Below are 19,588 nucleotides of genomic sequence, written 5' to 3' on the forward strand. Positions count from 1 at the left end.
AAAGGACATCGGCAGACTGGCCTGTATTCCGGCCTTCCTTAGAGGTCGAACGAGAATGAGAAGCTACCTCATTATTTTTCAGGTAGCACAAAGTTCTGATGGGCTCAGGTGGCAGCGGTCACGGTCACCCAATAACGGGTCCGATAATCAATGTGCAAGTGCAGTGACTGCGCGATCAATGCCAGGACCTGATCGTTGTCGGCGAGCTGGAAGGTGCCGGAAACGCGACGATCAGCGACCTCTTCGGCGCAGCGCAGTACCCCGGGGCGATAACGCGACAACTCCGCGATGAAATCATTGAGGCGCATATTGCGCGCACTGATCACCCCGTCACCCCAGCTCCATAGATCAAGGCCGTTGTCCCTGAACATTCGGGCGCCACTTGATGTGAACAGCAGGTGATTTCCTGCCTGGACGCTGCGGCTCGCAGGAGTTTGATCGGAGCCGGGGAAAACCGTGACTGATCCTTCCTGAGCCGCGACCAGAGTGCCATCGTCCAGCTCGCGTGCCAGAAAGCGGGAACTCTGAGCGCGGATGAGCCCGTCACGTGATTGCACCCAGAACGGTCGTGCTCGAGGCGAGTGTTGATCCGCGCCGACATTCACGATGATTTCCCCACGTCGCAGGATTATCAGGCGTCGCTGGGCGTCGAAATCGCTGTCGACGGCGCTATCGCTGTTGAGCTGGATAAGGCTGCCATCATCGAGTTGGAAGCGTCGTTGCTCGCCGGTACTGCTGCGCTGCTGCGCAAGCATGGCGGGTACGGGTGTATAGTCCCGGCCGAGCCAGGCTGCAGCGCTAACAGTCGCCAATATGCCCAGTAGCTTCAGGCTTTCCCGCCGCCGCATTCCATGATTGGTGCCATTAAGGGTTTGTCGGGCCAATTGAGCTGGCACGCCTGCGAATTCATCCCCAAGCGTTTCCACACGCTGCCACGCCACCACATGCTCCGGGTGCTGCTGCAGCCAGTGCTCAAAAGTGCGCTGTGTCTGTTCATCGGCTTGATTGAAGCGAAGGCGCACCAGCCATTGGATTGCCTGCTCAACAATGGCCGGATTGAGCGCCTGCGGCTCACGCCTCGACATAACGCAAGCGATAGCAGTGTTGCAGGGCCGTGGCCAGGTCGCGTTCCACCGTCGCGCGGGAAACACCCAGCTTTTCGGCTATTTGCGCGCAGGTTAGACCGTCGAGTCGGGCAAATAAAAATGCCTGGCGAACTCTTGGTTTAAGCATACCGAGCATGCGGTCTATGCGCTCGAGCGCATCAAGAATCATCAGCCGGCTTTCTTCCGAGGGAACCTCATGTTGAGGCAGCAACGTGATGCTTTCCAAGTACGCACGTTCGAGTTCGCGACGACGATACTGATCAATCATCAGTCCGCGGGCGATACTGCTCAAATAGGCGCGTGGTTCGCGCAAGGGGCTGGACTGACGGGATTTGAGCAGACGTACGAAGGTGTCCTGCGCCAAATCTGCAGCGTTGTCGCGACATCCAATGCGTCGGATTAGCCAGCCGTGTAACCACGAGTGGTGGGTTCGATAGAGCAGCCCTAGATCTGCAGTACCTAGTGTTTCATCGCTACGCATCGGAATCCCGGCAAATACATGATTGATAATTAATCGCATTCTACTCACGCGGTAGGCCTTAGGCAAATACGTGGTGCTCAGTGTCCGCTTTTGGGTGAAGGCGATCATTCTGTAGAGGCTGCGAGTGAAAGAATGCATCCAGCGTTTGGAAGATTTGAACGCTAGTCACCGGCACTGTTGAATTTCAAAGTGCTTTTATTCCGCCGGCTCCTCCACGACTCCCGCTCGGCTTCAGGAAACAGCGGACCGCCTCGACTGACGACTTAACCCAGGCGTCTTGCCCGTAATGCGCTTGAATGCGCGACTGAACGCGGCCTGAGAGGTATAGCCCAAGCGCTGCGCCACCTCTTCAATCGGCAGCCTTTCGAGCGTCAACCACTGGCTCGCAAGCCGCATCCGCAACTCAGTCACGTAGCGCAGTGGGGCCATGCCAATAGTCGCCTGGAAACGGTCTGCGAAGACCGAGCGAGAGGTATTGCATTGCTCCGCCAACTGCGCAACGGTCCAGTCGCGTCCCGGTTGTTGATGGAGCGCGAGAAGCGCGCTTGCCAAGCGTGGGTCGCGTAATGCAGCGACCAGGCCAGAGGCATTACCGCAGGCGCACTCCACCCAACCGCGAACGACCATGGCGGCCACCACATCGGCCAAACGCGCGAGGATACCGGCGAAGCCGACACGGGCGGCGCTGACCTCGCGTTCCATGGTGGTCAGGATAGGCACGAGACCGGGGTAACGCTGGCCGCCGGCATCAATCAGCATCAGGCCCGGCATCAGCCTGCCAAGGCCATGAATACTGCCCAGTTCAAACTCCATGCAGCCACTGAACAAAATGGTGGTCGGCGTGGCGCTGGCATCGGTTCCGGTATCGACCGCGCTGACCGTATCACCGAGGGGGGCGCCGTCTAAACGGTCGATGTCCTGAACAGGCACGTCCGTGTGGGAAAGCAGTTGATGGGCCGCGCCATGGGAGATGAATACGGCGTTGCCGGCAGACAGCGCGTACGTTGTCCCGTCCTCCATCCGCAGCACCGCATTGCCGATCGCCAGGAAGTGAAACCAGGCATGCCCAGGTTTGTCGGCGAAGCTCAGGCCAAAGGCTGGACCGGCTTGGATACGCCGGTACTCGACGCCACGCAGGCGCATGCCGCGCAACAGTTCGTTGATGAGATCCGAGGAGAGGGCAAACTGATCGGTAGGCATTGTTCGGTGTTTTAGTCAAAAAAACGAGGTTTTCGATCATAGATCATCCAGCTTCTCGCGCCTAGACTGCGGGTCGCAATGAAGATTGGGAGATCCGTGCAATGAATGACTGTGTTTGTAATGCCATATCCAACAACCGTCCCGGCGCCGCGCTGGATATGGAACCTGCGGCCCCTGCGTGGATGGCAGTCTTCTCGTTGGCAATGGGCGTGTTTGGATTGCTCACCGCTGAGTACCTGCCGGCCAGCCTGCTGACGCCGATGGCTACCGATCTGGGGGTGTCCGAAGCGCTGGCTGGCCAGGCGGTAACGGTGACAGCGGTGGTGGCACTGTTCGCTGGCTTGTTGGTGCCAGGCCTGACCCGCGGTATCGACCGCCGCTGGGTGCTGCTGGGTTTTTCCACGCTGATGATCGCATCCAATCTTTTGGTCGCCGTTTCCTCCAGTTTTGCGGTGCTATTGGTAATGCGTATCTTGCTGGGCATTGCCCTTGGCGGGTTCTGGAGCATGGCGGCAGCGGTGGCGATGCGCTTGGTACCGGGGGCTTTGTTGCCCCGAGCGCTCTCGATCATTTTCAGCGGCATTGCCGTCGGGACGGTGGTTGCGGTCCCGCTGGGCAGCTACTTAGGCGGCCTATATGGCTGGCGCAGCGCGTTCTTTGCAGCGGCGGCGGTAGGTCTGGTGACCCTGGCTTTCCAGTCGTTCACGCTGCCGCGCCTTGCGCCGCGCACCCCGGCACGCCTGCGCACCGTACTTGAGGTGTTGCAGCGCCCGGGCATCGCCATGGGGATGTTCGGTTGTGTGCTGGTGCACAGCGGTCACTTCGCGATGTTCACCTATGTTCGGCCATTCCTTGAGGGTACCACCGGCATCGGTCCGCAAGGGCTGTCGCTGATGCTGCTGGGTTTCGGTGTGGCAAACTTCGGCGGCACGCTGTTGGCCGGGTGGCTGCTTGAGCGTCACCCGCTGGCCACTCTGGTGTTGATGCCCGCGCTGGTGGGCGTTGCAGCACTGGCGTTGGTGCTGTTGCCGGCCTCGGTGCCGGGGCAGGCGGTGCTGCTGGCGATCTGGGGCCTGGCTTTTGGCGGTGTGCCGGTGGCGTGGTCGAACTGGGTCGCCAGCGCAATACCTGATCAGGCGGAAAGCGCCGGGGGCATGGTGGTGGCTTCTGTGCAGTCGGCCATCGCAACGGGCGCAGCCGCTGGCGGTGCGATGTTCAGCCTCGGTGGCAGCGCAGGCGTATTCGTAGCGGCGGCCGTGCTGATGCTGCTGGCCGCGTTGCTGATTGCGTTGCGTGTCCGGGTCCCTTCTGCCCATGGCAGTGCCCAGGCCGGGCAAGCGCTGCACCTTTGATCCGGCTCCCCAGCCGCCCCGATTCCATCCGTAACCCGGAGATAGACATGAACAATACGACGTCTCACCAAGGACGCCTGAAATCCTTGCGCGCGGCAGGTATAGGCAATGCGCTCGAGTGGTTCGACTGGACGCTGTACGCTGTACGCAACCTTTTCGGTGTACCTGGCAAGCAATCTGTTCGACAAGTCCGATGCCCGCTCGGCGATGCTCGCGACCCTTGCCGTGTTTGCGGTGGGGTTTGTCGCACGTCCTGTCGGCGGATGGTTGTTTGGCCGGCTGAGCGACCGATTGGGGCGCCGGACCATCATGGTGATCACGATGTTGCTGCTGGCGATCAGCAGCCTTGGCATCGCGGTTATCCCCGACTACCAAAGCATTGGTTTGTATGCCTCGGTCGCGCTGCTGTTTTTCCGCCTTATACAGGGACTCGCCCATGGTGGCGAGACAGGGGTTTCCTATACCTATGTCGCCGAGATTCGAGGAATACCAGACTGCTATCGACGCCGCTGCGATAGCGATGTTGTGCCATGTTGTAGTAGTCCTGGGTAGACGGCACCAGGTCTCGTTGGGGCTGAAGCTGTTGCTGATAGGTTCGCAACCTTTTCATCAGGTTGATCGCCGAGAGCTCGAATATTTCTGCCTCCGAGGCTATCGCCGTAAAGACGATGCTTTCGATGCCGAGCTTAGTCATCCGCTGATTTTGTTCCACTCTTTCGGCAGAGTAACCATTGACCGGGTGCTCAGGCTTCCGATTTTCTACTTCACCCAAATAGCGGTCATGCTTCTTCAGCCATCTCGGCGAACACGCTTGTCAAGGTGCCAGCGCGGGCATAGGTTTTTTGCACACGAAGGATCTTTTCAAAAGTGGTGGATCGGTCCTCATGGAAAATACCTTGCTGGCTCACCGAGTCTTCCATTCAGGATTCAGGCGACACCATCCGATCAACGATTCCGTAGATGGCTTTCGCCAACGCCTGATCCTCCATCATGGTTTCAGCAACTTTTTTTGATATGTTGCCGAATTCGGGATGTTCCAGGATGCTTTCGCCAAACTCCCAGCGCAGGATCTCCTGCACCGTGATAACTGGGGCCGCTTCGTGGAAATTCCCAGTATGTTTCTTAAGATCTCGAAGGCGACTTTGCAGGTGAACACGCAGCACTTCGAGATCTTTTTCGCCTTTTTTGACCTTGGCAGCGCTGACGTTGTTTGCTGCGCTCGGTGTTACTCGTTCCTTAGGCTTGGCCAGCGCACCCAGGACCTGGGATAGACGAGTCGAATCGATCTTGCTCATCAGGACGTCTCGAAGGTGTTGCGATAGGCGCCAAGAAATACCGCCGGTTCGGCAGCATCAGGACTTTTGAGGTCGGCGGTGCCTGAAAGACTGGCCAGCACTCGCTCCATATCAGCCTTTAATGCCGGATTTGGGCAATCTGTCAGGCCCTGAGTTAGCCGGGTGATGGCGTTCGGTATGCGTTCGTCGAGCAGTTCCAGATAGGCACCGGAAAACTCCCTCAGGCTCATATCCTGCGATGTGTTCTGCAGTGAGTTGAAGGCGTTGCGGGCGTCGTCCAATTTCGATAACTGAAGACTGAGCAAACCCAATTGAAAGCGTGCTATGTCCATCTCAGGATCTAGCTCAAGTGCCTCGATCATTTCCGCGTGAGCACGTTCCAGCAGGCCAAGCTCGGCATGTTCGGCGGCGCGAAAGTAATGGACCGCTGCGTTTTTCGGTTCTATTTCAAGTGCAGCGTTAAGATAGTTCAGGGCGGCGTGATGGTCGCCGTTCTGACTGGCATTGATTGCCAGGTGCAAATATTCCGATGCGTCCAGCATGTTGAGCTCCGTATGCGATGACCTAGTGTTGATCCGGATGACGGTCTGGGATTTTGTTCTGGTGTGTTTGTAGCCACTTTTCCATCAGGATCCGGCCAGTGTCGCTGCTATCGGGTCTCGTCCGGTCCAGAACCTCACCGATCAGTTGGACTGCCTTTTCTGGATGTCCGGCTTGCCGAAGCAGGAGGGCCTCGGCGTAGTGAGCCGACAGGCCGTCCGGCTTGAGTTTGAGTGCGCGGCGAATACCTTTTTGGGCGCGCTCCGTCATTCCATCCATGATGTCGACGATTGCCAGTCCGCCATGGGTCTCGCCAAAATTACGGTCCAGGGCATAAGAGCGGTCGAGCGCTTGGCGGGCTTGAATACTGTCACCGCGCAAAATGTAGATCCAGGCCAGAAGATGCCAGGTGCCGATGTGGTCCGGCATGAACTGGACAGCTGATTTGAGGTGTTCTTCAGCCGCGTCGAACTCCAGTTCGTTGAACTCCAGTCGAGCCAGCCCGGACCATGCCCGGCCGCATTCAGGGTGCTTGGCGACTGTATGAAGCCAGGCGTTGCGTGAGGCGCTGATGTTGTTTTGATGGAAGTGGACCGAGGCGCAGGCGATCAACGCGTCGAGTTGATCGGGGTTTTCCGCCAACGTTTCGTGGGCAGTGATCAACGCCGGGGAGTAGTGGTCATTCTCGTATTGCAGCAGGGCGAGCAGGCCGCGAATATCGATGTTTTCCGGTTCCAGCAGCAATGCGCGTGCAACCAATACTTCGGCTTGCTCGGTTTCTTCCAGTTGATGCAGTGCGCGTGCATGCATCATCAGTAGCGGTGCAGGGCTTTTCGGTTCATGGCTCAGGCGCGAAAGCAACGCATCGGTGGCCGCATAGTCGCCGTCGTAGAAATGGCCCTGGGCGGTGTTGAAGATAACGGCTGGATGCTGGATTCCACCTTCGATCGCCTTATCACCAAACGCGCCCGCTGCCGCATATTGGCCGGCCTGCAAGGACACATGGGCCGCCAGTGCACAGACGTTGGGCTCTTCGATCGCCTGGGTCTTCATGTGGTCGATCAATTGTTGGCCATGAATGACGTCGCCAAGATCGATGGCCAATGCCAACGCATCGGCCAAAAGCGCTAGGTTGGTTGGATCATGCCCAAGGAAAGTGAGCAGGCGCGCCAAGCGATTCTGTTCAGCGGACGTGTTATCAGTGCTCATGACTGGATTCTTTTTTGGCGATCGGAAGAAGGGGGAGGCGGTCCTCCCGAGCGATTATTGCCTTGATGGCTGCGACCTGTCATGCGTTAAACAGCCGATTTCAATGCTTCATAAAATATTTTCCTTTACCCCTAAACTTTTTTCGAAAGCCGAGCATAAGCACTGACAGTAGCGCTGCTTGGTCGTTGGGCCGGCAGCTATGTTTCAGCCGCGTGGGCGGCTCAGCTTCGTCGGGGAGTTAAGGGAATCATGGTCGCCATCGTCGCCGGTAATGGATTAGGGCTGTTCAACGCTTCGGTGAATTCGCTGGGTGGCAGCGGCCAGGGCAACCTGGGGCAGGCCGGGGGCCAGGCACTGGTCAACGTCAGCAACGGCAATCTGGTGCTGCGCTTTACCGACGAGCAACTGTCCGGCCTGGGCCAGGATCTGCTGCACACCCGCACCTACAACACCCAAGGCGGCTTGAGCGATGGCGATGCCGATGGCTGGCGCTGGGACGGCGAACGCAGCCTATTGTTGACCGGCACGGTCAACACTGCCGGCAGCCAGGTAACCCGTACCACGGGCGACGGTCATCAAACGGTCTATCAATGGAGCGGCAGCCGTTATCAATCGACCGAGGGCGATGGTGCCCATGACACCGTTACCTGGGATGCCGGTGCCGGCCAGATGGTCTGGACGGACGGCTCTCGACGGACCGTCGAACGTTACGACGACAATGGCCGGCTGTTGTCGGTCACCGACGCCAACGGCACGCAAATCAGCTACGGCTACGATGCCAATGGACGCTTGAACTCGGTCAAGGACAGCTCCGGCCAGGAACTGGTGCTGAGTTACAACGCGTCCGGCAAGTTGGAGCGCGTCGACACCCGCAGTGCAGCGGGCGGTGCGCTGACCCAGCAGGTGTACTACGGCTACGACGCTCAAGGCCGACTGATCAATGTCAGCACCGATCTGAGCCCGGAAGACAACAGCATTGCCGATGGCAAGGTCTACCGTACCGACTATACCTACGACGGGGCCAGCTTCCGTATCGCCAGTGTCGTGCAAAGTGACGGCACCTCGGCCAGCTTCACTTACCAGTTGCGCGATGGCGAGTACCGGGTCAACTCGGTTTCCGACGGTTCGGGGACCACCACATTCAACTACGACATAGCCAGTAACCGTACGGATGTTCTCAATGGCTCAGGCCAGCAGTGGAGCTATTACTACGATACCGATGACCGTTTGATCGAAGTGCGAACCCCAGCGGTGGATGGCCTGCGCCTGTCCACGCGGTACGCCTATGACGTGGACGGCAATGTCACCAAGGTCACGGACGGGCGCGGCAACGCCGTGACCTACCAGTACGATGCCAACGGTAACGTGCTGTTGGAGCGTGATGCGACGGGTGCCACGGTTGCGCGTACTTACAGCGCTGACAACCAGTTGCTTAATGAGATCCGCTACACCGCGACAGCAACCCTGAACACTACCACCGGGGTTTGGACAGAGCCGCCGGCCAGCACCGCCCAGGTCACCCGATTGGCCTACGACGGTAATAATCGGGTGCGCTTCATGGTCGATGGGCGTGGCCAAGTCACGGAGTATCGCTATAACGACCAAGGGTTGAGAACCCAGGAAATCGCCTACGGTGATGCCTTGTTTGTGTTGACCGGGCTCACACCGCAGGATGTGTTGAACGAGTCGCAATTGGTGACTTGGGCCGGTTCGCGAGATCGAACCCGCTCGACCCTGACCGAGTTGAGTTATGACTACCGCGGTAATTTGAGTCGCCGAGTAGCTTACGGCTCGGTCAGTACTGCCGGCACTGGTATCCAGGAGAGCAGCACCAGCGTAACCGAGTACGTTTATAGCCAGCACGGTCAACTGTTGCAGACGCTCGTAGTTCGTGCGGCAGACCGTAGTCAGCAGATTACCCTCAGCTCAGTTGTCTATGATGGCCTGGGGCGCGTGATCAGCCAGACCGACTCGGCTGGCACCCGGACGACGGCCTATAACGGTACCGGCCGTACCGTGGCGGTGACCAATAGCGCGGGCATGACCCTTACGCAGACCTACAACGACAGAGGTCAACTACTTGGTCTGACGCAGACGGCAGCCGGCCTGGCATCGCGCTCCACTTCGTATGTCTATGATGATGCCGGCCGGCAGGTTATGGTCCAGGACGCGACGGGCGTACGCAGCTATACGTTCTACGACGAGGCCGGGCGGGTCAGTGCCCTGGTGGATGGCCTCGGCGCGGTGACCGAGTACAGCTACAACGCCGCCGGGCAGCGTATCCAGGAAAAACGTTACGCAACCCTGGTTGATACTTCGGCTTGGTATGACGGTGCCCGGGTGCTCAAAACGCTCGTCGCTGAAGTTCGCCCGCTGAGCATCGCTGCTGATCGCGTGACTGTTTTGAGTTACGACAATGCCGGTCGACTGAAGACCAGCACGGATGCCATCGGTACGCTGACCACCTTCACTTATGACGGCAACGGCCGGCTGATCCAGCAGCAAACCGGCGATCGCACAACACGATTTTTCTATGACGCCAGCGGACATCAGATCGGTCAATTGGATGCTGAAGGCTATCTGCGTGAGGACCGTCATGACGCCGCCGGTCGGCTGACTCAGAGCATTCGTTATGCGAACGCGACAGTGCTCGCCAATCGGGCCTCCGGCACCCTCGTCAGTTTGCGCCCACCTTCCGCAGGTGATCTGACGAGTTGGTATTTCTACGACACGGCCGGTCGGCAGATCGGCAGTGTCGATGAAAAGCAGTTCGTCACCGAAACGGTGTACGACGAAGCGGGCAATACCCAGAAAACCATTCGTTATGCCACGGCCTACACCGCCGCGATTTCCGCTGCGACCACATTTGCGACGATCAAGAGCGGCGTGGTGGCGGCTGCGGCACAGACCGCGACCACGACGTTTGACGACCAAGGGCGCGTGGCCCTGCGTGTCGCCACCGATGGCACGGCCACCGCGTATGAATACGATTCGGCCGGGCGCCTGGTGCGTGAAACCCAAGCCCAGGGCACCACCGAAGAGCGCAGCACCCGCACCCGTTATGACGCCTTTGGACAAACCATTGGCAAGTTGCTCGGTGAAGCGTCGGCTCGCATAACGACTGGCATGAGCGCCACTGAAGTGGCTGCGATTTACGCCCAGTACGGTTTGACCTATCAATATGACGCGGCCGGACGGGTGGCCAGCGCCACTGACGCGCTGGGTAACCGGACGTTGTCTTACTACGACGCGGCAGGGCGCCTGACTCACGTCGTCAACGCAATGGGCGAGGTCAGCGAAACGGTTTATAGCGCCTTTGGCGATGTCCGCGAGCGGACTGATTTCTCGGGCCGATTGGCGGCGGCGGACACTGCCACCCTGTCGGGCGGTGTGTTGAATGCGCAACTGAAGACCCTGGTACAAGCGATCCGCAACGCGACCAATGACAATCGGCGTGTGTATGGCTATGACAACCGTGGCCTGCTGACGTCCTCGACCGATGCCATGGGGTACGTGACTGGTTACGGTTATAACGCCTTCGGCAACCAGACATCCGTCACCCGCACAATCGCCACGGGGAACACGATTGTCAGCAGCATCACCTACAACAAGCGTGGGGAAGGACTCAGTCGTGTTGACGACGTCGGTGGAATAGAGCGCAGCACTGCCACCGTCTATGACGCGTTCGGGCGGGTGATCAGCCAGGTTGATGGCCGGGGGCTGACCAGCACCACGACGTATGCCAGCAATGGCCGGGTCATTACTTCCAGGAACGCACTCAACCAAGGCCAGACCAGCGAATACGACGCCTTCGGTCGAGTGCTCAAGCAAACGGATGCACTGGGCAAGGTCACCACCTACGCCTACAACGACAGCACACGCAGCCTGATCGTGACCACGCCCGACGGCGTGAGCGTAGTGACCATCAAGAACCGTCACGGCCAGACCCTGACGATCACCAATGGCACCGGGGCCGTGACCCGCTACAGCTACAACAAGGAAGGTCAGCTGGTCACCACCCAGGATGCTCTGAACCGCTCTACCACCAACGCGTATGACGAAGCTGGGCGACTGCTCACCGTGACCGACGCCCTGGGCCGGATCAGCCGCTATGGCTACGACGCCGCCAACCGCGTGCTGACCCGTACCGATGCCAACAACAGCGTGACCCGCTACAGCTTTGACGGCCAGGGTCGCCAGGTGCGAGTCGTTGATGCCGAAGGGAAAACCGAGCAACGCATCACCGATTACGCCTACGACAGCAAAGGTCAGTTGCTAAGGGTGACCCAGGATCCCAACGGTCTGAAGCTCACCACCAGCTACAGCTATGATGGCGTGGGCCAGCAAGTGCAGGTGATGCGTGGCACGGTGGCCAGCCCTAGCCAGCAGATCACCCTGTATGTATTCGACAAGCTGGGCCGGCGTACCAGTGAACGCCAAGACCCGAGCGGGCTGAACCTGACCACCCGATACAGTTACGACGACAACGATCAGGTCACGCGCAAGATCGATGCGGCGGGGAACAGTACCTGGTACACCTACGACAATGCCGGTCGGGTGAGCGCAACCATCGATGCGCTGGGGTATGTCAGCGAAAACAAGTACGACGCCAATGGGCGGGTGGTCGAGACGGTGCGTCATGCCAAGCCGATCCAGGTGCCGACGGTGGGCAGCAGCGACGGTCGAACGCTGTCCCTGACCGGAAACTCTCGCCTGTTGACCTCGTTGGACAAAATTGCCATCGATCCGACCAAGACCTACACCGTGCGCGTCAAGCTGCGCCAGGTCACGGGGGAAGGTCTCGTGTATGCCGGCGTGGTGACTTACGACAGCGCCGGCAACAGGCTCGCCAACACGTCTGGAGGCACCTATTCCTATAACGCCGCTTCGGCAGTGAAGCTGACGCCGGAGATGGGTTGGCGCATCTTCGAAGGCACTATCAGCGGCACCAGTCCGAACAGTGGGGGAGACAACCGCAACAAGTTCATCGAGGGCAGTGCGAGCGCGGTGCCTATGCTGTTGTACAACTATGGTGTCGACGGCAGCGGCGATCCCAGTCGCTTGGTCGAAATGGATTCGCTGGAGTTGATCGATACTGCTACCGGTCAGGTCCTTAACGTCAACGCCAACGCGAGTGCCGGCCAGGCAAACTGGTACGCAGTCAGCGGTGTGCACAGCGCAAGCGATGCGCTTAGCGCCGAACATGTCCAGACGCTGTTGCGTCCGGACACCGATGACCGGCACACCCAATTCGTTTACGACGCCGTAGGCCGTCAACGCTACGTGATCGACGCCCAGGGCGCGGTGACCGAGAACAAGTACGATGCCAACGGACGGCTGACCCAGACCGTTCAATACGCCACCCGTATTCAACGACCTACTTATGGCAGCAGTGACGGGGCGACGCTTTCCCTGAAGGGCAACTCAGGCATCTTTACCGCCCTGGAACAGATCGCCATCGACCCGGCCAAGACCTACACCGTGCGTGTCAAGCTGCGCCAAGTGACGGGCGAAGGCCTCGTGTATGCCGGCGTGGTGACTTATGACAGTGCCGGCAACAAACTCGCCAACACCTCCGGAGGAACATTTTCCTATAACGCCGCTTCGGCAGTGAAGCTGACACCGGAGATGGGTTGGCAGACCTTCGAAGGCACCATCAGCGGCACCAGCCCGAACAGTGGAGGGGTCAACCGCAACAAGTTCATCGAGGGCAGCGCCAGCGCGGTGCCTCTGCTGTTGTACAACTATGGCGTCGACAGCAGCGGTGATCCTAGCCGTTTGGTCGAAGTGGACTCGCTGGAGCTGATCGACACCGCGACCGGCCAGGTTCTGAACGTCAATGCCAATATCAATGCTGGCCAGACGAACTGGTCCGTGGCCGGCGTCAACGACATCCATGGCGCAAGCGATGCCCTAAGTGTCGAACAGTTGCAAACCCTGCTGCGGCCCGAAAGCACCGGTGACCGCACCACCACCTACACCTACGACGCCGCCGGTCAACAAAAAACCGTGACCGACGCCGCGGGCAAGGTCGAGTCCTACACCTACGACGCGGTGGGCAACCGCAAGACCCTGAGTAATAAAAACGGCCACGTCTGGACCTATAACTACGACGCGCTCAACCGTTTGGTGGAAGAAGTCACGCCAGCGGTCGCGGTGGCTAGCATCACCGAGGCCGGCGTGGTATCGGCGGTGAGCCGCTACCTGGTCACCCGCAATACCTACGATGCCCTGGGCAATGTCACCAGCCGTACCGAGGGTCGCCTACGGACCAGCGTCGCCGCCGACCCGGCGCTGGACGAACTGACTGAAGCGCGCACCACCGCCTATGCCTACGACGCCGTCGGCCGGCAGATCCGCACCACTAGCCCGGGGTGGTACAACAAGCTCAGTGGCCGCTACCAACAGACCTCGGACGGCACCGCCAACACTTTCCAGGTCAGCACCGAAGTTACCTACGACAGCCTTGGCAACGCGGTGCGCAACCGCGTGCGGGTCAACAACAGCGGGGTGGCGGCCACTGACTTCGTCGACAGCTACAAAATCTACGACGCGTTGGGGCGGGTCAGCCATGACATCGACGCGCTCAAGGGCGTAACCGCCTACGCCTATGATGGCCTGGGCCAGACCACTCGTACTGTCCGCTACGCCAATGCGTTGACCCAGGCCGTGCCGGCCAGGGGTTATTACCTCGGGACCGACGTCACTGCTACCACGTTGATCCCCGACGCGACCCAGGACCGCACGCTGATCACCAGCTATGACGCCCTTGGGCGCAAGACTGCGGTGCAGAAGAATGTCGTCAGCCTGTTTACTTTCACCGGTAACGTCGCCACCTCGACACTGACCAATCTGGCGCCAACCACGCTTTACAGCTACGACGCCTTCGGTCAACTAGTGCGTGAGACCCAAGTGGCGCGCAACTCCAGCGGCGCCACCGTGCAGACCGGCGCCAGCACCGTGTACTACTACGACATGGGCGGCCAGCGCATCGGCAGTGTGGATGCCCTCGGTTACTACACCCGCATGGAGTACGACGCTCTCGGTCAATTGACCCGGCAGACCGACTACGCGACCAAGCTCGCCAGTTGGAACGAGAACGCTGTGCCGACGGCCCCGACGGCCAGTGTTAACGACCGCCGCGTTCGTTTCAGCTACGACGCCATGGGGCGTCTCAGCCAGACCACCGTGGAAGGTGCGCGTTTCTGGCAGCAGAGCATCAACGCCACCACGGGAGCGGTCAGCGCCACGTTGGTGACCGCCGATCTGCTGCTCAGCCGCAGCACCTACGACGGCGTGGGCAACGTCAAGACCGTCACTGACGCTAAAGGCAACGTCGTCAGCACGGACTACAACGCCCTAGGCCAAGTGATTAAAGTCACCGAGCCCGCACGGGCAACCGCCAAGAACGGCGCCGTCGACCCTTTTGCCAGTGCCGAGGTCATCGCGTCGCCAACCACCACGCTGCTGCTCAACGCCTTCGGGCAGCAGATCCGGGAAGTCCGCGCGGCAGGCACCGACAGCGCTGGTAACGTACAGGCCGGCCTGGGCCAGATCACCCGCACCCGTTACGACGCCGCCGGGCATGAGATCCTGGAGATCGATGCGGCGGGCTCTGTGCAGAACTACAAGGTCGATGTGGCAGGCCGGCGCATAGAAGAAACCCGACAAATCAATGTCACGATGAGCGCCTGGATTACGGTGTTTGGCGTGCCGATGGCGATGAATCACACCACCCGCCGTACCTTCGAGTACGACGCGCTCGGCCAGCAGACCGCTACAACGGACTGGTATACCGTGGGTTGGGACACCAAGGTGTCCGCGCGCGAAAGCGCACTCTATAACCGCTTCGGTGAAGTCGCCCGCAAGCAAGTCAATGGCGGCACTGTAGAAATCTTCAACTACGACCAGGTTGGTCGGCTCGGATCCTACGGTAACGCGACCAATGTCACCGTGTTCCAGTATGACCTTTCCGAAAAAGTCAGCAAAAGTACGGTGCTGGGAGACTGGAGCATCACCACCGACGACCGCATCAACTACATGCGCAACGACTTGCTCGGCCGCACCTTTGAGCAACACTTGCCAGCGTTCGAGGCGAACCTCAATGCCGATACCCTGAACAACGCCACCTTGACCCTGAGAACGCCGATTATTCGGCAGACCGTCGATCGCTGGGGCAACGTGCTCAGTCGTACCGATGCCCGGGGCTACGTCACCAGCTACAGCTATAACCACGCGAATCAGGTGCTCACCGAAACCCTGCCGGTCACTGACATCCTGCGCGAGAACGGCACCGGCTACCGCGCCAGCCTGATCCACGAAAAGCGCTATGACATCCTCGGCCAACTGATCCAGGAAGCCGATCTGGTCGGACCTTACACCGGCGTAGCCACCAACACGCTGCTGCGCACCCGCCAACACGTCTACAACCAGGTTGGTCAGCTGACCCGCGACGTTGATGCTCTCGGCAACTCGCGACGATACCGCTATGACGTCCATGGCAACCGCGTCGCCACTCAGGATGCCTTGGGCACAGTGTTGGTCGACGGCTACGATGCCATGGATCGGCAGATCAACCACGGCATTATCCGTGGGGGGGCCAAGGTTACCTTGTTGACCAACAAGTACGACCAGGCTGGGCGTTTGTATGCCGAAATCAGTGGCACAGCGGAGACAGCGGAAACTCTGAAGAACGTGGAAGACGGCCGTCAAGGGGCGTCCTATATGTCCGGGGTGGCGGGGAATACCCGATACACGGTTTATAACGAGCGCGGCAATATCACCCATAGCAATAACGAGTCAGGGGTGATGTTCAGCTATGAATACGATGCGCTCAATCGCAAGACCCTTGAACAGGACGAGATGGGAAGCACCAAGACCTGGACCTACTCGGCTGGGGATGTTTCTCGACTGGTTGGGCATAAGGATTGGGGCGGACATACCTATACCTATACCTACAATGCTTTTGGTGAGGTGGAAAAAGAGCAGGTCGGCGATGGCCCTGACAAAACCTATCATTACTTTGCCAATGGCCTGACCAAGTTTGTGATCGAAGGGACCACAGATAACTGGGCAGTCACCGGTTCGGAGTATGACCTGGCCGGAAACAAGGTACGTGAATTCAATTCCACCATCATTACGTCAGGCTCGGCGGCCGGTGGTGCCAGTTTTGAAACGTTCTACAAATACGACGCGTTAGGTCGGCTGTCGGGAGTAAAGGCACCTGCCGGTACTCAGCATGTGGGTCCCCGCGACATGCGCAGTACAACCGCTCGTATTGATGCACTTACCTATCGCTACGATGAGTTCGGCAATCGTCGCCGTGTCACAATGGATACCACCAACCAAGTCGGCGCACGTACGGTGATCGACAATTGGTTCAAATATGATCTGGAAGGGCGGGTTCTGGTTGAGGATGGCTTCCTGAATAGTGGCGGGCGGGTGGCCGCAGGTGTCGTTAGCGGTAAAGGGAAGGGCAAGGTCTACACCTACGATGTAGCAGGTAAGCGGACGTCTGCCGAGGAGTATGTAAAAACTATCGATTTCTTTGGTTATCCCAGTCACGAATATGTGCTGAATAATTACACTTATAATGACCTTGGTTCGCTGCTCACCACCACCAAGCGGGCTTCGGTCAGGAATCTTTCGACCAACCCTGATACTTCCTATGCCTCGCTACTTGGTGAGGCCACTCAGATATTCAGTGCCCAGTACGATGTTCGCAATAATCGAGTTTTTCAGGAGGATGTCAGCGGCAGTGAGCGCACCCGTACCACTTATACCTACCGCGGAGATGGGCAGCTCAACAACCAGTTGGTAACCCGCTGGAACGGCAGCAGTTGGAAAGCAAATCAATACACCTTCTTCAATGAAACTCGAAAAATTGGCGTTGATGGCGTGGAGCGCGACTCCCTGGTTGGGTATGACGCTGCGGGACGGTCCTACCACTATCGATATACCGTCTATGACCAGAACGGTAATGCGGCCATGTGGGGTGAAAATGTAATAACTTATACGGGGTTCGAATCATGGAAAGAGTTGATAGTTTCTGCGACGGTCAATAGAGGGACTAATGGCAAGACAACCATGGCCTACAGCGCTCGCGGTGAACTGCTTATTGCGTATTCAACCGGAAAAACGCCTTTTATTCGACAGTTTGCTGCGGACCGAAATGGTCAGTTGACCCTGCGTACGGAAGGTAACAATGCCTCTTCCCAGCGTTATGTCCTCCATAACGGTAACGTGCTGGCTAGCATCGGTAATAACAGTACTCCAGAGATCTACGACACCATAGCGTCGGTTTCACCCGCTGAGGTGGCACGTGCTCCAAGCAGCTACGTGATCGTCGACGGCGATACCCTGCAAACCATCGCCCAGAAAACCTGGGGTGATTCGAGCATGTGGTACCTCATCGCCGATGCCAATGGCCTGAGTGCCAATGATGCCCTGGAGCGCGGCACAAGTCTGGTCATCCCCAACGTTGCCGGCAGCAACGCCAACAACGCCGACACCTTCAAGGCCTATGATCAGAGTGAAGTGACCGGCGATCTGACACCGGTGCCGATCTATCAACCGCCCAAGCCTAAGAAAAAGAAAAGTAAAGGGTTAGCCAGCGTCGTGATGGTGGTGGTGGCGGTGGTTGCGACGGTGTTTACGGCGGGGGCCGCCACAGCGGTGATCAGCGGAGCAGCCACAACCTTTGGCGGTGCGGCCGCTGCAGGTACTGCTGCACTGTCCGCCGCCGCGGCAGGAACGGCTGCCACTATTAGTCTTGGCGGTGCAATCGTCGGGGCCGCCGTGGGTAGCGCGGCTTCCCAATTGGTTGGCATGGGCATGGGCGCAGTGGATAAATTCTCCTGGGGGCAAGTAGCCGCCAGCGGAATTACCGGGGGCCTCACTTACGGAATCACCTCCGGCGTCGGTACATTGGCCCAAGGCGCTCAGCCAGGTTCCTGGGCCCAAATCGCGGCCAGTGCCGCCAGAACCTATTCGGCTCAAGGCGTTTTTAACTACGCCGCCAGCCAAGTGGCCAATCGCATCGTTGGCCTTGACACCTCCTTCAGTTGGAATCGCCTGGCATCCTCAGTGGTGGCTGCCAACGTCAGCGGCGGTTTGAATGGGCGCTTTGGCAACCAACTGTCCGGTCAGATCGTGAGCGGCCAAGCCGGCGCATACGCCTCGGCGGTGATAAGCGATAAGTGGTTAGGGGGCTCACGACCTAATCACGGTCAGATCGCGGCGGATGCTTTTGGTAATACGCTGGGCAACTTCTTCGTGGATCAATTCCGTGAATCTTCGGATGAGGCAGTGCAGCGGGGAATGAAGTTGGCTGGGCTGCCGGATGATGAGGTATATAGGGACGACTTCAGGCGGGCGCTGGCCAATGGAGTCCCTCCTGAGCAGTTGAGTGAGTTCTATACCCATCCTGGAACAAGACAGGTTGCGCTTCACCCAACGCGACCTGGCGAGAATGGCGGCTTCATGAGCTATGAGGGCGACGGTGTATGGGTAGGCGTCCCGCCGCCACAAGAGCCGATCACATACTCGGTGGGTGATCTGGAAGGCATTACGAGCCTCAACGGAAGCAGCACTTGGGTAGACTGGGCGAACGACTTCACTCCAGTCGTCCATGAAAGGTTGGTCGGCTTCGGTCAGTTCGCTGCTGAGCATGAGGGGGCGACCAAGCTGCTTAGTTTTGCGGCAGAGACGGTCAGCTATGCGTTGATGGGGTGGATGCGGGCTGGGCTCAGCATCGCGACCGAGGCGGTCCTTGGGGCAGCGAAAAGCCAGGTACGCGATTACGCGATAGAACGAGTTGGCGACTATTACCAGTCCAAGGGTGTTAGCACCGACAATGCTGGAATTCTTGCGAGTGGTACCGTATTTGGTGCCGAGGTTGCTATCGGCGAGGTCGGGGCTGCAGTGAAAGGAGCCCAGCGGTATGCGATGCGGATGGATGATAAAATTGGCCCAATCGGTGGGAGGGAGCCCGTAGTCATTGATCTCTTCGGTGGTCGAACATCTCAGATCCCTGGAGCAATTAATATCGATATTGTGGCGGAACAGGGGATTCGAGCATCTGCTCTGCAACTTCCAATAAAGTCTGGTGTTGCAGATCAGGTTGTTGCAAGCAATCCATATATTAAAGGGTTGACAAGCGAGGCTTGGCTTCCCGGCGCAGCAGATGCGTTAAAGCCGGGTGGTCACCTCATCATTAACGCTACATCTAGAAATACAACAGCTATTTTGCCGAGTGTCGAGGTGTTAGATGGTCTAGGTCTTCGTGTGATACGGGAATCTGGATCGCTATTGCCTCAGTTTGAAAAGAATGTTTTCAGAACAACTGATGGAGTCAAGATTCCGAATTGGAAGGTCCAAAGTACGATTCTTGAAAAAAGGTGAGGC

General features: G+C 58.7%; 9 protein-coding genes and 1 pseudogene. 3 read left to right on the forward strand and 7 right to left on the reverse strand.

The features are described from left to right. Positions 1–104: 104 nt before the first annotated feature. The 3 genes from MKS85_RS11215 to MKS85_RS11225 form a co-directional block, all read right to left on the reverse strand. Entirely contained in the window at positions 105–1,085 is a 981-nt protein-coding gene (locus MKS85_RS11215) for a FecR domain-containing protein (RefSeq protein WP_310662835.1), read from the reverse strand. Continuing rightward, positions 1,072–1,587 carry a sigma-70 family RNA polymerase sigma factor gene (locus MKS85_RS11220; protein WP_047229725.1) on the reverse strand — a complete coding sequence of 172 codons (516 nt, stop codon included), beginning with the start codon at positions 1,585–1,587 and terminating at the stop codon, positions 1,072–1,074. The genes MKS85_RS11215 and MKS85_RS11220 overlap by 14 nt, the downstream gene beginning before the upstream one ends. 231 nt (positions 1,588–1,818) lie before the next feature. Next, complete coding sequence (locus MKS85_RS11225) at positions 1,819–2,787, reverse strand: AraC family transcriptional regulator (RefSeq protein WP_076384078.1); 969 nt, start codon at positions 2,785–2,787, stop codon at positions 1,819–1,821. Positions 2,788–2,888: 101 nt separating this feature from the next. Between MKS85_RS11225 and MKS85_RS11230 the strand changes: the two genes are divergently transcribed. Continuing rightward, positions 2,889–4,139, forward strand: coding sequence for an MFS transporter (locus MKS85_RS11230; protein ID WP_139049698.1), 1,251 nt, complete (start codon positions 2,889–2,891; stop codon positions 4,137–4,139). A gap of 207 nt (positions 4,140–4,346) precedes the next feature. Beyond that, positions 4,347–4,559, forward strand: a pseudogene (locus MKS85_RS11235) (MFS transporter); the annotation flags it as partial. A 359-nt stretch (positions 4,560–4,918) separates the two neighbouring features. Here the strand turns inward: MKS85_RS11235 and MKS85_RS11240 are convergent. From MKS85_RS11240 to MKS85_RS11255, 4 genes are read right to left on the reverse strand one after another with little or no spacing between them, the layout of a single operon-like run. Further along, positions 4,919–5,047 carry a hypothetical protein gene (locus MKS85_RS11240; protein WP_310662836.1) on the reverse strand — a complete coding sequence of 43 codons (129 nt, stop codon included), beginning with the start codon at positions 5,045–5,047 and terminating at the stop codon, positions 4,919–4,921. 12 nt (positions 5,048–5,059) lie between these two features. Then, the gene (locus MKS85_RS11245; RefSeq protein ID WP_310662837.1) at positions 5,060–5,434 is read right to left on the reverse strand and encodes a hypothetical protein; all 375 of its coding nucleotides are present in this window, start codon (positions 5,432–5,434) and stop codon (positions 5,060–5,062) included. Next, positions 5,434–5,976 (reverse strand): tetratricopeptide repeat protein, encoded by a 543-nt coding sequence (locus MKS85_RS11250; RefSeq protein ID WP_310662838.1) that lies wholly within the window; start codon positions 5,974–5,976, stop codon positions 5,434–5,436. Before MKS85_RS11250 ends, MKS85_RS11245 begins: the two co-directional genes overlap by 1 nt. Positions 5,977–5,998: 22 nt before the next feature. Next, positions 5,999–7,183: a tetratricopeptide repeat protein gene (locus tag MKS85_RS11255; RefSeq protein ID WP_310662839.1), complete on the reverse strand. Its 1,185-nt coding sequence runs from the start codon at positions 7,181–7,183 to the stop codon at positions 5,999–6,001. A gap of 249 nt (positions 7,184–7,432) precedes the next feature. Here MKS85_RS11255 and MKS85_RS11260 point away from each other — a divergent pair, with 249 nt between their 5' ends. Then, entirely contained in the window at positions 7,433–19,585 is a 12,153-nt protein-coding gene (locus tag MKS85_RS11260; protein WP_310662840.1) for a LysM peptidoglycan-binding domain-containing protein, read from the forward strand. The last annotated feature ends 3 nt before the right edge of the window (positions 19,586–19,588 follow it).

The organism is Pseudomonas sp. JL2 (assembly GCF_031570495.1).
GTDB lineage: Bacteria > Pseudomonadota > Gammaproteobacteria > Pseudomonadales > Pseudomonadaceae > Aquipseudomonas > Aquipseudomonas rhizophila.

Excerpts from the sequence above, each read along its gene's own strand:
- MKS85_RS11215 (WP_310662835.1), bottom strand. The coding sequence starts at position 1,085 with ATGTCGAGGCGTGAGCCGCAGGCGCTCAATCCGGCCATTGTTGAGCAG.
- MKS85_RS11220 (WP_047229725.1), bottom strand. The coding sequence starts at position 1,587 with ATGCGTAGCGATGAAACACTAGGTACTGCAGATCTAGGGCTGCTCTAT.
- MKS85_RS11225 (WP_076384078.1), bottom strand. The coding sequence starts at position 2,787 with ATGCCTACCGATCAGTTTGCCCTCTCCTCGGATCTCATCAACGAACTG.
- MKS85_RS11230 (WP_139049698.1), top strand. The coding sequence starts at position 2,889 with ATGAATGACTGTGTTTGTAATGCCATATCCAACAACCGTCCCGGCGCC.
- MKS85_RS11245 (WP_310662837.1), bottom strand. The coding sequence starts at position 5,434 with ATGAGCAAGATCGATTCGACTCGTCTATCCCAGGTCCTGGGTGCGCTG.
- MKS85_RS11250 (WP_310662838.1), bottom strand. The coding sequence starts at position 5,976 with ATGCTGGACGCATCGGAATATTTGCACCTGGCAATCAATGCCAGTCAG.
- MKS85_RS11255 (WP_310662839.1), bottom strand. The coding sequence starts at position 7,183 with ATGAGCACTGATAACACGTCCGCTGAACAGAATCGCTTGGCGCGCCTG.
- MKS85_RS11260 (WP_310662840.1), top strand. The coding sequence starts at position 7,433 with ATGGTCGCCATCGTCGCCGGTAATGGATTAGGGCTGTTCAACGCTTCG.